The organism is Neisseria sp. P0014.S009 (assembly GCF_051958155.1).
Lineage (GTDB): Bacteria > Pseudomonadota > Gammaproteobacteria > Burkholderiales > Neisseriaceae > Neisseria > Neisseria flavescens_C.
The window spans coordinates 36,693-51,524 of record NZ_JBQCVS010000010.1; the positions used below are offsets into that span (position 1 = coordinate 36,693).

Sequence of the window (14,832 nt, forward strand, 5' to 3'; positions counted from 1 at the left end):
CGACGTTTTATGGATTTTCATGTTCGTCTCAATTCTTTTGGAAGAAATTTATCTATCTCCTCAACAGAAAATGTCATATCTTCCATGTTTTTAAGGGCATCCTGTGCTTTTTTATAAGCTTTAAAATTTGTACTCGGTGCGCCGGAATAAATACTATGCAAATCTTCTAATAATTTATCCCTTTGTAAGCAAATTTCATCAAGTGATTGCTGCTTCATGTGAAGGGCAGTTAAAAGTGTCAGATATTTTTCACGAATAAGCCAAATTTCTGCGGCTACTTGACGATGTTTTTGTGCAATTGCTCCCAAGTCATAATCTTTTGTATAAGAATTAAGAACAAGTAGGATAGTGGATATTATTGCTACAATAACTTCGGCAAGTTTTTTATATTCAGGGCAAAATTCAAAAAGCATGGTAATTACTCCACCAGCAATAATTGCTGAAAGAATAATCTGTCCCCATTTTATACAAGAATTTTTTTTGATTAGAGCATCCGCATGCTTTTCATGTGTTTTATGAGTGTAAACTACTCGCCCATAACATTCTCGTAACTGCCCTTCTAAAATTTTTTCTTCATTAGTCATAATCACTTCCATCCGTAACAATTGGAACATGGATTCTATCTTTAGCTACAACCACGCCATTTTTAACGCAGTAGCATTCAACGATATGATCACCATAAAAATCTGTTTGTTCTTTTCTTTGTTTATACCCTTCATCTTTAAAGATTTGCCCTCGAATACAATCTCTTCTTTTAGCTTCTTCTCCTCTATTTAATACTTTCCAATAAATATCATAAGGTTCAGAAACTGAACATTCCACTATATGAAATAATAAGTTCTTTCTAGATTTTAGAGGAATTCTATGCAGCAAAGCATATCTGAGTAAAAATTTGCGAAAACCGTTTTGTTTTACTTCACAGTCAATCTTTAGATATTCACGAATATCAATCGGAAATTTATCTTCAATAAATTCTTCCGTATTCTTCCAACCCTGAGAATAACTTTTAGAAAGAGACTCCATTGCCATTTCAGTTTTTTTGGCAGGAAATGGTCGCCCATAAATTTTTTTCCATTTATCATTTCCACTGCTTTGATTTTCGGCATCAATAGCCTTCAAGCACAAGTCATAGGCTTTTTTTGCTTTCTTCTGAAATTTTTTCTTTACCTTGACTCTTTGTTTGCTACCCAATGCAGCATATTCTGTTTGTTCTGGTAATTCAGACAAGTATTTAAAAAAGTCTCTACTGAGCCAATCATAATAAGAAAAACTTTTATCATCATAATCATCTGTTGATTTCAAAAAATTATAAGCTAGCGTATCAATAAGTAGTCCTCCCATTGCTATACCATGTTTATTTTTCCAAGCTCGTGCCATTTTGCACAAACGCCGTAAATTCTGATTTTTATCTTTATCAGCAGAAGAAATTTCATCTATTTCTTCTCGTGGTTTGGTAATTTTCCAACTTCCTCCATTTTTAGTATCAGGATATTTAAAACTTCCATCCTCCTGCTCAAAAACAGGCTGAACCTCAATATAAAAGTTAGAAAAAGTTACAGTAACAACCAACCTATCAACACTAACATCCGTGCGTGAATAACGGTTTAATATAGCCTCTTTTGTATCAGAAAGTAGTTTGTATTGCCCATTTTGAGCATTGTTATAAGTATCCCAACTAGACTTGGGCATGATATACAACATATCTAAGTCAGAAATTCCATTAATACCTGTTTTCCGTCCAAACGATCCTACTTGTAAAGTATTCGCCGTTTCAGAATCTGAATCACGGAACTGTTTATTTAATGTTTTAGTTAATTCTGCATAACGATCACTTATTGTCTGTTTATTAGAAATCGCCAGGTTATCGATAAATTCTTCAAACATCTGTGAAATACTCATTTTGTTTCCTTTATGGTTAATATAATTTTATTAATATCTCAAAATACTGAATTTTCAGCTTTGATAAAAACGTTATCTTCCCAAGAAAGCCCAGCCACTTCATCATACAAATCCAGCCCAATCAGCGTATAAAACTGTTTGCCGAAGTTTTTCTCGTTAATCGGTTCGATACGCCCTGCTTTATACAAAGCAACGAGGGCTTTTTCGGGGATTTGGACGGTGTAGGGTTGCAGTTTGCGTAAGAGTCCGCCGATGTGGTCGGCGTGGTGCAGGCTGCTAATGAGGTTTTCGGCCTCGTTGTCAAACGGAATAATCAGCGGCTGCATATGGCTTTCGATCATGCGGAATTTGTCGGCGATGGTTTGGAATGGGAAATCGAGGCTTTGCCCTGTATCATTGTGCATTTTCAGAATTTTTTTATTGTCCAGTTCGCTGCCTTTTAATTGATAAAGCTCGGCGAAGTAGGCGGCGACGGCTTGGGTGGATAAGAGGTCGTCTGAAAACTCATCGGCAGTCAAGCGCATAACGGCGGCTTGGGTGGCAAGTTCAGGCGGGGCTTTCCATTGTTCTTCGGGCGCGAATATCCAGACAAAGCTGTTTTCAGACGGCCTTTTGCCTTCGCGGTTGCAGCGTCCTGCGGCTTGGGCAACACTGTCTAAACCTGCTTCGGCGCGCATCACCAGCGGGAAATCCACATCAACGCCGGCTTCAATTAAGGAGGTGGCGATGACGCGGCAAGGTTCGCCGTTTTTCAGACGGCCTCGGATCTCATCAAGCTTTTGGCTGCGGTGTTTGGCGCACATTAAGGTGGTCAGGTGGAATGTGCCGTCAAGGTGTTTGGCTTGGTCGTACAGGCTGCGGGCATGGCGGCGGTTATTGACGATAACGAGCATTTGCGGGTGTTCGGCAAATTTAGCGAGCAGGTCGGCGTCGGTTTGTGTGCCGATGTGTTGCACGGTGGTACGGCGTAGTTTATCGAAAAGTGCGGTCGGTTTTGGGGATATTTCGCGCACGTTTTCAAAGCCGCGATAGAAGCCGTTTTCGGCTTGCACGGCTGGCTGGGTGGCGGTGCACATGACGACGCTGCAGCGGTAGTTTTGCGCCAATTCTTTGATGGCTTGCATGATGGGTAGCAAAAGATTGAGCGGCAGCATTTGCGCTTCGTCGAGGATGATGACGGAGCCTGCGATGTTGTGCAGCTTGCGGCAGCGCGAGGAGCGGTCGGCAAAGAGGGATTCGAAGAATTGCACGGCGGTGGTCACGACAATCGGTGCATCCCAGTTTTCCGAGGCAAGGCGCAGTTTGTCTTTGGTGGCCTCATTTTGCAGTTTGCCGTCGTCGAAGGTGCTGTGGTGTTCCAACACGGCTTGTTCGCCCAATTCGCCAAAGGCTTTGCGGAATTCGGCGGCGTTTTGTTCGATGATGCTGGTGAACGGGATGACGTAAATTACGCGCCGCATTCCGTGTCGTTTGGCGTGTTCCAGCGCAAATGCCATGGAAGTGAAGGTTTTGCCGCCACCGGTCGGCACGGTGAGCGTGAACAGCCCTTGCGGTTGTGCCGCTTGTTCTACGGCGTAATCGAGAATTTCGCTGCGCAGGCGGTTTAAGGCAGCATTACGTTTTTCGGCTTCAGTTTGCTCCGAAGCTTGGGCGATACGCCGTCTGAAATCGTTGATAAATTGATTGAAATTGTGTTGTAAAGCGTTTAAATCAGGATAACCACCGCGCTCGCTGGCTTTGTTTTCTAGCTTTAGATAAAAGGCTTCGGTGTCGAGATAATCAGCATCCACCAAGCAAGAATAAAGCATTCGGGTGAAGAAGGCGTAGGAGAAAAAAGGATGATGTGCGTCGGCTTTGAGTGGCGGTGCGGAAAGGTTTTGAGGGAGTTTGATTTCTTGTTGCCACAGGTTATCGAGAGCGGGAATATCTGCGCCGAATTGCAAAGCTAGACGCTGCTTTAACGTACGGCGGTTATCGCCTTCACCACTCCCATTTGCCAGCCCTGCATGATGCCCCGCAATGCAAAATGCCATTAGCTTGCCAATCACATTTCCCCAGCGTTCGACTGCAATTTTGGCGCCGGCAGTAGCATGATCAACTGAAGGGCCACCATGTAATCGGCGGTTAAAGGCTTCCGAATATTTCCCTAAGTCATGAAGCTGCCCCGTCTGGCAGGCAATTTCCTGCGCACCGAATACCCGAGCAAACTCCGCCGCCATTTCCCCAACATTGACCGAATGGCTTTGTAAGGTTTGCCAATATTCGTAAGGCAAGAGATTACCGAGTTTATCTTGGGCGGAATGGGCGTAGTAAATTAGAGGTTTCATATTGAAATTCTAAAAAAATTCAAACTGATATCATGCAATGATAATATGATATTAAATTTAATATGTAAATAGAAAAAATGCCGTCTGAAACTTTTTCAGACGGCATTTTTTTTACTTATTAACCTTTATAACTTACTTCTAATATCCTCCACAGCTTTTACCAAAGCTTCGGAAAGCGAAGGATCAAAAGACGAGTGTCCTGCTTGGACGATTCTCAATTCTGCTTCAGGGAAGGCTTGCGAGAATTCCCACGCGCTTTGCATTGGGGTGCACAGATCGTAGCGGCCTTGGACGATGATGGTTGGGATATGGCGGATTTTGTCGATGTTTGCCAAGATGGCTTTATCACCCTGCAACCAGCCTTCGTTCACGAAGTAATGGTTTTCCATTCTTGCGATGGCAAGGGAGGCTTGCGGGTCTTCATCTACATCTTTAGGTTCAAACTGAATAAGGTAGCTTTCCCAGTCTGCCCATGATTTGGCCGCTTTTAAGCGCGTGGCTTCATCTTCGCTGAACAGCATTTCATGGTAGGCTTTAATTAGGGCTTGGCGTTTGTTTTCGGCTACAGGGGCAATGAATTTTTGCCATTGAGCCGGATAAATTTGGCTTACGCCGCCTGCTTCGTTCAGCCATGCCATTTCAGACGGCCTGCACAGGAAAATACCGCGCAAAACTAAGCCGCTGACGCGCTCGGGATGGGTTTCGGCATAAGTCAGCGACAAGGTGCTGCCCCATGAGCCGCCGAAAACCAGCCATTTTTGAATGCTGAGCATTTCGCGTACTTTTTCAATATCGGCAACCAAATCCCATGTGGTATTGTCTTCGATACAGGCATACGGTTTGGAGCGTCCGCAACCGCGTTGGTCGATAATAACGATGCGGAAATACTCTGGGTTGAAAAAGCCTCGACAGGCCGGTGATGCGCCTGCTCCGGGGCCGCCATGCAGGAAAATCACGGGATGGCCATCAGGATTTCCTGATTCTTCCCAGTAGATTTCGTGAATGTCGGATACGCGCAAAAGGCCGCTATTTCGTGGTTCTTGAATCGGATGCATGAGCTTTCTCCTTTGTCTGATGAATATATTGATTGTAACACTTTGCCTCCTGATTTTTCAGACGGCCTACATAGGTTTATCGCCACAAATGGCGTAAAATAGCACTTTTTTGACAGGATTATTTATGGCTGACAACAAACAAACACATGCTGCACCTGAAGGACAACTTTTATTGCGTACGGTAGCCATGCCGCGCGATACCAACCCTAATCAGGATATCTTCGGCGGCTGGATTATGTCACAAATGGATCTGGGCGGCGGTATTTTGGCGGCAGAAATCGCACAGGGACGCATTGTAACCGTGGCCGTTCAAGAAATGAATTTCATCAGACCGGTAAAGGTCGGCAACGTCGTGTGCTGCTACGGTCATTGCGTCCGCGTAGGCAATACTTCTTTGCAACTGAAAATCGAAGTATGGGTGAAGACTTTAATGAACGATATGGTAACGGAAGACCGCCAACTGGTCACCGAAGCCGTGTTCACTTACGTCGCCATCGATTCACAAGGCAATCCGCGCCCTATTCCTCGCGAAGGCAATGCAAAGCTGGCTCATTTGTAAGTTTAAAAATCAAAACAAGGCCGTCTGAAACCTCAACGTTCAGACGGCCTTTTTTCATACAGAAGCAAAATGTAATAATATTTCTTTTGAGCTAAAGCAAGGCGAAGTATCTGTTTTTTAGGTTTAATTCAGGCTGATTGATAAGACAAAGACCGTACACCGGCTCCCTATAGCACTGCCCTACCGCGACAGTTTGCGCCACTTTTGAAACGGCGTTTCCTCCTCAATCCACTTTAAGGAACATCATGGCTTCGCGCGATTTATACCCACAGGAAATTTTACAGGTTGTTCTCGATAAAAGCTGCGCCAAAGCACAATCCAGCATCCCCACACTGGCAATCTTGAGCGTTTTGGCCGGCGGATACATCGGCTTCGGTTATCTTGCCTATTTAAAAGTAGTCAGCGGCATTCCGCACGAATGGGGCGGTGTTGCCACTTTACTCGGCGCCGCCGTGTTCCCAATCGCCTTGATTTGCATCCTGCTTGGCGGAGGCGAGCTGGTAACCAGCAACATGATGATCATGTCTTTAGGCAAATTGGCCGGACGGATTTCCTCTAAAATGCTGCTGCGCAACTGGGTTATCGTCTGCATGGGCAATTTGGTGGGCACGCTGGCAATGGCGTTTTTCCTCGGATACTATGTCGGTATGATTGAAGGCAGCGTCGCAGAAAAAACCATTGCCGTAGCGGAAGCAAAAGTCCATATGGATTTCGGCCGCGCTTTTGTATCGGCAGTCGCATGTAACTGGATGGTCTGCATGGGCGCGTGGCTGCACTTTGCCGCTAAAAACACAACCGGACGAATGCTGGCCATTTGGTTCCCCGTCATGATTTTCGTATTAAACGGCTTCCAACACCTTGTCGCCAATATGTTCGTTATCCCAGCAGGTATTTTGGCAGGTGCAAACATCACTTGGGGACAGTTTTTCTTCAACATGATTCCCGTATTCCTGGGCAATGTCGTCGGTGGCGCATCCTTTGTCGGCGCATCGTATCTTTATACTTATAAAGACACACTGAAAGATAGTACCGAATAGCCCTGCTTTGAAAACAACAAAACCTGCTTTGAAAAAGCAGGTTTTATTTCAGACGGTATTGGTATTAAGTTTTAAAATCCATTCGGACACATTATCCAGATAAATCATCCAAACGAAAAAAGAGCCGTTTTTAAAACGGCTCTTTCCAATTCTTTGGTCGGAGTGAAAGGATTCGAACCTTCGACCCCTTGCACCCCATGCAAGTGCGCTACCAGACTGCGCCACACTCCGACTCGATAAGCCGTGAATTTTAGTTTCAAACGCTGATTTTGACAAGTGCTTTTTAAAAAGGGAAATTTACTCGTTTGAAAACATTTAAATTATTTGTAAGCAAAAAAAGGCCGTCTGAAATCGTTCAGACGGCCTCTGATTATTCAGTCAAATATCAAGCTTCAACCGGAATAATACCGATTTTTGCCTGCCATTGTTTTGGCGCAATGGCGTGAACCGATTCGCCGTTGCTATCCACCGCAACGGTAACAGGCATGTCTTTGACTTCAAATTCGTAAATCGCTTCCATACCCAATTCTGGGAACGCTAAGACTTTAGACGCTTTAATGGCTTTGGCAACCAGATATGCCGCGCCGCCGACAGCCATCAGGTAAACGGCTTTATTATCGGCTATGGCTTGACAAGTTGCTGCGCCGCGTTCGGATTTACCGATCATACCCAAGAGGCCGGTTTGTTCCAGCATTTGGCGGGTAAATTTATCCATACGGGTGGAAGTAGTCGGACCGGCCGGACCAACAACTTCGTCACGGACTGGATCAACCGGGCCGACGTAGTAAATCAGTTTGTTGGTGAAATCTACCGGCAATTCTTCGCCTTTGTTGAGCATATCAACCAAACGTTTGTGCGCGGCATCGCGGCCGGTCAGGATTTTACCGTTCAGCAACAATACGTCGCCGGTTTTCCATGTAGCCACTTCTTCTTTGGTCAGATTGTTGACATCGACACGTTTGCCGTTGTCAGGGCTGTAAGTCAGATCCGGCCAGTCTTCCAAAGACGGGGCTTCCAGTTTGGCCGGGCCTGAGCCGTCCAATTCAAATTCAATGTGGCGGGTAGCCGCGCAGTTTGGAATCATAGCAATCGGTTTGGAAGCCGCGTGGGTTGGGTAGTCAAGGATTTTGACATCTAGTACGGTACTCAAACCGCCCAAACCTTGTGCGCCGATGCCCAAGGCATTTACTTTTTTGTAGAGTTCCAAGCGCAGGGCTTCGGTTGTAGACAATTCTGCACCGGAATCGGCTTTTTCTTTGAGTTCCTGAATATCGATATGGCTCATCAGGCTTTCTTTGGCCATCAACACTGCTTTTTCAGGCGTACCGCCGATGCCGATACCCAAGATGCCCGGAGGACACCAGCCTGCACCCATTTGAGGAACAGTTTTCAATACCCAATCAACGATATTGTCTGAAGGGTTGAGCATGGCAACTTTGGTTTTGTTTTCAGAACCGCCGCCTTTGGCTGCGCAAGTGACTTCGACTTTGTCGCCTTTTACAATTTCCATATGTACAACGGCAGGGGTGTTGTCTTTGGTATTTTGACGTTTACCAGCCGGGTCGGCCAATACGGAGGCACGCAGTTTGTTGTCAGGATAGGTATATGCACGGCGTACGCCTTCGTTAACCATTTCCTGTACGCTCATCTCGGCATCCCACTGTACATCCATGCCCACTTTCAAGAATACGGTCGCAATACCGGTATCCTGACAAATCGGACGATGGCCTTCGGCACACATACGGCTATTGACCAAAATCTGCGCCATCGCATCTTTGGCGGCAGGGTTTTCTTCTTTTTGATAAGCCTTGTACAAAGCCTGAATGTAGTCTTTAGGATGGTAGTAGCTGATGAATTGGAAAGCATCGAAAATACTTTGGATAAAGTCTTCTTGCTTGATGACGGTCATGATTGTGTTCCTTTTCGGAGTCATGGTAGGGAGGGTTTGTTTATTTCTTAAGAGACCGATTTTTTCAGACGGCCTTCAATAGTGTAATAGTGCTTTCAAATGAATGACCCAGACAATATCATTTTCATACCTAATTGATTTAAATGAAATTTAATATCGCATTAAATCACTTGGTTATTGATAATCTATATCCACTGACCACTCACTTGCATAGAAATAAAATTACATTATTTTTAAATGATAATCTTATTCCAAGGCCGTCTGAAAATGCTTGCCTTAAGTATCTGAGAAAAATTTAGTATCCTGTATTTAAAAGGAAACTATCTAAATTTCAGACGGCCTTTTTTATTCTCCAATACAATACACAATTGTAAAATCCGTGTCATTTCCTCTCTCAATCTTCTTGACTGATATCAAACTTGTTTGATTTTCTGAAATTTTATAACAGTCTTTTCACTTGCTTGCCTATCAGAACATTATTCAATATATACAACAATCTATGCAAAATTAGCTGATATATAATAATGATTTTTACTAGTAAATATACGAATATTTTAAAATTTATAATAAAAAAGTAATTTTATTTTACTTTTAAAATCAAATTTTTGTAATAAATTTGTCTAAATAATAGACATATTTTGTTTGCAATCCTCCTTCTGTAAAACCTTAGGTTACCCCTATCATCAAAACCACTAAATTCTGATACACTTCGCCTTATATAGATAAACATTGATTTTAAAAGAATTTCTGAGCAAATCACTTGGATATTTTCCTCATACGCAATAAATGTAATAAAAATACAATTAATCAAATTACCCACTATTCCAACTTCCAATTTCACAGGAACAAACCATGAGTGAAAATTTGTTAACCCTGACCATAGACGGCCATGAAGTCAAAGCTTCCGCCGACTCGTCAATCATCCAAGCCTATGCCCGTTCAGGCAATGCGATTACTGCCAATGTCGGCTGTATGGGTCAAGGCGTATGCGGTTCCTGCCGCTGCATGATTCGTAAAGAAGGCGAGCGCGAAGTCACCACTGCACTGGCATGCGAGACCAAAGTCGAAGAAGGCATGCAGGTCAGCTTCTTGGACTACTTCATTCCCGAGCATATCCAATATTACGACGTGAGCGAGGTCGGCGACGGCTGGAACTGGCTGGACGACACCGCCAAAACCTTCCCTGAAGCGCAAAACTGCCGTCATTGCGGCGGCTGCAATCGCGCCTGTCCTAAAGGTTTGCAAGTGGAAAACGGCGTAGCGCAGGTAGTTTCCGGCGATTTCGGCGCGGCTGCGCTGACCTTCGACCAATGTGTGATGTGCAACCTCTGCACCCTCTCCTGCCCTGAACACATCCGTCCGAACCACTTGGGCTTGTTTGCCCGCCGTATGAAAGCGGCGCGTACGTTGCGCCCTGTGGATTTGATGCGCCGCCTGCGCGAAATCGACAGCGGCAAAATGAAAGTCGAATTTGAAGAGGAGTCAGTGTAATGGTTAACAAAATCCAAGGCATAGACTACGAAACCGCCCTTGCCAACCTGCGTGCGTCCTCATTGGAGTTGCGCGGCGATTTACCTGAAAAAAACGAATTACTGAGCCAATTTCATCCTGACTATCAGGCAAATGCGCGTGTAAAACTGCCTATCGGTCCAAACCAAGGCGATTACTGCCATCCTGATTTGGCCAAACTCTTAATCAGTCAGCCTCTGATTGACGACTATGATTTGTCAGGCGCTGAACATTTGAACACCGACGTGCTGGTTATCGGCGGCGGCGGTGCAGGTGCGGCAGCGGCGTTATCTGCGACCGAAGCAGGCGCGCGCGTGATTATGGCGAACAAGCTGCGTATCGGCGACAGCAATACCGTAATGGCAGAAGGCGGCATTCAGGCTGCTGTCGGCGCGGAAGACAGCTTGCAGCAGCACTTTGACGACACCATCAAAGGCGGCCACAACGCAGGCAAGAAAGAATTGGTGGCGCAAATGGTTACCGACGCGCCGTCCGCCATCCGCTGGCTGATCGGTTTGGGCATGACTTTCGACCTTGCCAAAGGCGCGGACAGCAACGGCATGTTGAGCCGCAAACGCGCAGGCGGTACGACCGTGCCGCGTATTTTGAGCTACCGCGACTTTACCGGCCTCGAAATGATGCGCGTACTGCGCGAGGCGGTCGAACTCGACGAAAACATCACCCAGCTCAACCGCCACCCAGCCATCGAATTATTGTCGGACGAACACGGCCGCTGCGTCGGTGCGATTTTGTACGATTTGGAAAAACGCTCTTTGGTGTTAGTTCACGCCAAAGCCGTGGTCTTGGCAACTGGCGGCAGCGGACGCCTGCATTTACAGGGTTTCGCCACTTCCAACCACTATGGTGCGACTGCAGACGGCCTAGTCATGGCTTACCGTATTGGCGCCAAACTGCGCGATGTTGATTCTTTCCAATACCACCCGACCGGCGTTGCCCATCCGCCACACTTAGCAGGTGCACTGATTTCCGAAGCCGTACGCTCTGCAGGCACCAAACTGGTCAACGGTTTGGGCGAACGTTTCGTTGACGAATTGCAACCGCGCGACGTTGTTGCCGCTGCGATTCTACGCGAATGCCGCGAAGGCCGCGGCGTGGTACGCGACGGACAAGTCGGCGTATTCCTCGACACCCCACGCCTGATTGCTAACGACCCTGACGTATTGAACCGTCTAGTAACACTCGGCCACGTTGCCCACAAATGCGGCATTGACCCTGCCGTTGAGCCGGTCATGATTCATCCGACCCTGCACTATCAAAACGGCGGTATCGAAATCAACGGTGACGGCGCAACCTGCGTCGAAGGCCTCTATTGCGCCGGCGAAGTAACCGGCGGTATTCACGGCCGCAACCGCCTGATGGGCAATGCACTTTTGGACATCATCAGCTTCGGCCGCCGTGTCGGTAAAGCCGCGGCAAATTGCGGACTGCCGCTGAAAAAAGTTCGCGGCGGTGTCGGACACGTCCACGACCTGCAACGCGAAATGACCCGCGCCGGTCTGACCAGCAACATCAAAGCCCCCGTTTTATATCCCGACTACGGCAAATTCGATTTGCGTGAACACGCCGGTTTGCAGGAGCAACAATCATGAATCAAGCCAATCAAAACTTACTGCATCCTTCCCGCCAAGTCGGCGCAGATTTAGCCGCTTGGCGCAAAGTCGGCGGCGGCGAAGGCCTGCTGGCTGCGCTTGCCGATCCTCAAAGCATCGTTTCCAAGCTGCAAGACGCCAATCTTTGCGGTATGGGCGGTGCAGGTTTCCCAACTTGGCTCAAATGGGAAGCCGCCGTTGCCGCACAAAGCAAAAATGGCGACAAATACGTCGTCTGCAATGCCAACGAAGACGAACCGGGTACGTTCAAAGACCGCGTACTGCTGGCAAATACGCCGCACCAAGTCATTGAAGGCGTCCTGATTGCCGCCGTTGCCTGCCGTGCCAATAAAGCGATTTTGTACGTCAACCCGCATCAAACCGAATCCATCGCTTCCATCACACCGGCCATCGAGCAATGGAAAAACAGCGATTTGTTTATCCGTATCGAAAACTACTTGGGCAAACCTTTGGACTTGCAACTGGTTGAAACTTCAGGCCGTTATATCGGTGGCGAAGAAACTGCCGTGATTTCATGGCTGGAAGGCGGTTTCCCCTTCCCCCGCCGCAAGCCGCCTTTCCCTGCCGAAAGCGGTGTCAACGGTGAGCCGACCCTTATCAACAACACCGAAACCTTCGCCAATATTCCGCAAATCCTTGCCAAAGGCGCGGAATGGTACAAATCTTTGGGTTTGGGCGATGCGGCCGGTACAAAACTCTACTCGCTCTCCGGCGACGTATTAAATCCGGGCCTTTACGAACTGCCGATGGGTACGACCCTGCAATCACTGATTTACGATCACGGCGGCGGTATGCTCGAAGGCCGTACGTTTAAAGCCGTATTTACCGGCGGCCCGTCCAATACGCTTTTGACCGTAAAAGATTTGGATGTGCCTTTGGACTTCGTGTCCGTACGCGAACGCAAATCCAGCCTCGGTACCGGCGCGATGATTGTGATTTCCGAAGGCACCAGCGTGGTGCGCAAAGTAGCCGAATATGTGGAATTTTTTGCGTCCAACTCATGCGGTCAATGTCCGCCGTGCAAAGGCGGCACGTTCCAACTTTCACGCCTGCTCAACCGCGTGGACACCGGCATCGGCACTTCAGACGACCTGCGTGCCTTGCAAAGCCTGTGCCAACTGCTGCCACGAAGCGGCCGTTGCGGTTTGATTGACGGCGCGGTTACCGTGTTGCAAAGCTCGCTGCGCACCTTCCCTGAAGAGTACGGCCTGCCGCAAGAACAGGAGTAAAACGGCATTGTTTTCAGACGGCCTGTTACTGTAAAGGCCGTCTGAAAAACGATACCTAACTCCCTTTCTCTTCTTTTAAGATTGAAGAGAAACCCAATAAGAAAAATACCTTCCGAACCTACCAAAATACGTTCAGACAGGCTTCAGCAACACTCAGGCCGTCTGAAAACAGATTTCCCAATACTTTAATCCTCAAATTAGGAGATTCGACATGGGCTTCAAGCCAATTCCTGCTGCGGTCGCACTTGTGCTGACGCTGCTTATCTGGTTCGTTATCCCCGTTCCTCAAGGCGTATCGCCTGACGCATGGCATCTTTTGGCATTGTTTGTCGGCATCATTGCCGGCATCATCGGCAAAGCCATGCCTATCGGCGCAATGGCGATTTTGGGCATTACCTTGGTTGCACTGACCGGCGTGACCAACGAAAAAGCTGCCGACGCAACCAAAGACGCTTTGAGCAGCCTCAACAACTCACTTATCTGGATGATCGGTATCGCCATCATCATCTCGCGCGGCCTGTTGAAAACTGGCTTGGGTATGCGTATCGGCTACCTTTTGATTTCCCTCTTCGGCAAACGCACGCTGGGCGTAGGTTACAGCTTGGCACTGGCCGACTTGGTCATCGGTCCGGTAACGCCAAGTAATACCGCGCGCGGCGGTGCAATCGTGCATCCGATTATGAAATCCATTGCCTTGAGCTTCGACTCCGACCCTGAAAAGGGTACGGAAGGCAAAATCGGTAAATACCTTTCACTGGTCAACTTCCACTCCAACGTAATTACCTGTCTGATTTTTATCACTGCCACCGCACCTAATCCACTGGTGGTCGAATTGGTTGCCAAAGCCACCAATGCACAAATCCAACTCTCTTGGGGCACTTGGTTCTTGGCAATGGTCGTACCCGGCCTGCTTGCTATGCTGCTGATGCCGCTGGTGCTGTACTTCCTGTATCCGCCTGAAATCAAACAAACCCCTAACGCCACTGCATTGGCAAAAGAGCATTTGGCTGCCATGGGGCCGATGAAGCGTGAAGAAAAAATCATGCTCGGGATTTTCCTGGTTCTGCTGCTGTTGTGGGCGGGTATTCCTGAAATGCTGTTCGGCGTGAAAGTTGACGCTACCGCCACCACCTTCCTCGGCTTGAGCCTGTGCCTGTTGACCGGCGTACTGACTTGGGACGACGCGCTGAAAGAAAAAAGCGCGTGGGATACCATTGTTTGGTTTGCTGCCTTGGTGATGATGGCAAACTTCCTCAACAAACTGGGCCTCATCAGCTGGTTGTCCGACTCCATGCAAAGCGGTATCGCCCACATGGGTTTGGGTTGGGAAGCCGGTTGCGCCCTGTTGATGCTGGCCTACCTCTACGCCCACTACGTTTTCGCCAGCGGTACGGCACACGTTACCGCCATGTTCGGCGCATTCTACGGCGCAGGCTTGGCCTTGGGCGCACCACCGATGCTGTTTGCCCTAGTTATGGCATCCGCTACCGGCATCATGATGTCGCTGACCCACTACGCCACCGGTTCTGCACCTGTCATTTACGGCTCAAACTACGTCAACATGACCGAATGGTGGAAAGCCGGCTTCATCATGAGCGTGGTCGAAATCCTGATTTTCAGCACTGTCGGCATCTTGTGGTGGAAAGCCTTGGGCTATTGGTAATTCTTTAGCCGATT

General features: G+C 47.6%; 11 protein-coding genes and 1 tRNA gene. 6 read left to right on the top strand and 6 right to left on the bottom strand.

From position 1 onward, the window contains the following. Positions 1-17: 17 nt before the first annotated feature. From ACTHS4_RS08340 to pip, 4 genes are all read right to left on the bottom strand, one after another. Complete coding sequence (locus ACTHS4_RS08340; RefSeq protein ID WP_440365710.1) at positions 18-584, bottom strand: SLATT domain-containing protein; 567 nt, start codon at positions 582-584, stop codon at positions 18-20. Next, positions 577-1,899: a nucleotide-binding domain-containing protein gene (locus ACTHS4_RS08345; RefSeq protein WP_440365711.1), complete on the bottom strand. Its 1,323-nt coding sequence runs from the start codon at positions 1,897-1,899 to the stop codon at positions 577-579. The genes ACTHS4_RS08340 and ACTHS4_RS08345 overlap by 8 nt, the downstream gene beginning before the upstream one ends. Before the next feature lie 38 nt (positions 1,900-1,937). After that, complete coding sequence (cas3, locus tag ACTHS4_RS08350) at positions 1,938-4,226, bottom strand: CRISPR-associated helicase Cas3' (protein WP_440365712.1); 2,289 nt, start codon at positions 4,224-4,226, stop codon at positions 1,938-1,940. 125 nt (positions 4,227-4,351) lie between these two features. Then, positions 4,352-5,281, bottom strand: coding sequence for a prolyl aminopeptidase (gene pip, locus ACTHS4_RS08355; RefSeq protein ID WP_440365713.1), 930 nt, complete (start codon positions 5,279-5,281; stop codon positions 4,352-4,354). Positions 5,282-5,405: 124 nt separating this feature from the next. Here pip and yciA point away from each other — a divergent pair, with 124 nt between their 5' ends. Both yciA and ACTHS4_RS08365 read left to right on the top strand, forming a co-directional pair. Beyond that, a complete protein-coding gene (gene yciA / locus ACTHS4_RS08360) occupies positions 5,406-5,840 on the top strand; it encodes an acyl-CoA thioester hydrolase YciA (protein WP_063076484.1) in 435 nt (144 codons plus the stop codon). A gap of 245 nt (positions 5,841-6,085) precedes the next feature. After that, complete coding sequence (locus ACTHS4_RS08365; RefSeq protein ID WP_070826846.1) at positions 6,086-6,877, top strand: formate/nitrite transporter family protein; 792 nt, start codon at positions 6,086-6,088, stop codon at positions 6,875-6,877. A 154-nt stretch (positions 6,878-7,031) separates the two neighbouring features. On the opposite strand, the gene ACTHS4_RS08370 is transcribed toward ACTHS4_RS08365, so the two are convergent. Both ACTHS4_RS08370 and ACTHS4_RS08375 read right to left on the bottom strand, forming a co-directional pair. Beyond that, a tRNA-Pro gene (locus ACTHS4_RS08370) sits at positions 7,032-7,108 on the bottom strand. A gap of 154 nt (positions 7,109-7,262) precedes the next feature. Then, positions 7,263-8,786 (bottom strand): fumarate hydratase, encoded by a 1,524-nt coding sequence (locus ACTHS4_RS08375; protein ID WP_003746217.1) that lies wholly within the window; start codon positions 8,784-8,786, stop codon positions 7,263-7,265. A gap of 852 nt (positions 8,787-9,638) precedes the next feature. On the opposite strand from ACTHS4_RS08375, the gene ACTHS4_RS08380 reads away from it, so the two are divergent. The 4 genes from ACTHS4_RS08380 (at position 9,639) to ACTHS4_RS08395 (ending at position 14,818) form a co-directional block, all read left to right on the top strand. After that, on the top strand, positions 9,639-10,277 hold the full coding sequence (locus tag ACTHS4_RS08380) for a 2Fe-2S iron-sulfur cluster-binding protein (protein ID WP_254346839.1): 639 nt from the start codon (positions 9,639-9,641) through the stop codon (positions 10,275-10,277). Then, positions 10,277-11,905, top strand: a complete 1,629-nt coding sequence (locus ACTHS4_RS08385; protein ID WP_440365714.1) for an FAD-binding protein — start codon at positions 10,277-10,279, stop codon at positions 11,903-11,905. The genes ACTHS4_RS08380 and ACTHS4_RS08385 overlap by 1 nt, the downstream gene beginning before the upstream one ends. After that, a complete protein-coding gene (locus ACTHS4_RS08390; RefSeq protein ID WP_440365715.1) occupies positions 11,902-13,155 on the top strand; it encodes a complex I 51 kDa subunit family protein in 1,254 nt (417 codons plus the stop codon). Before ACTHS4_RS08385 ends, ACTHS4_RS08390 begins: the two co-directional genes overlap by 4 nt. Positions 13,156-13,366: 211 nt before the next feature. Next, positions 13,367-14,818 (top strand): DASS family sodium-coupled anion symporter, encoded by a 1,452-nt coding sequence (locus tag ACTHS4_RS08395; RefSeq protein ID WP_440365716.1) that lies wholly within the window; start codon positions 13,367-13,369, stop codon positions 14,816-14,818. The last annotated feature ends 14 nt before the right edge of the window (positions 14,819-14,832 follow it).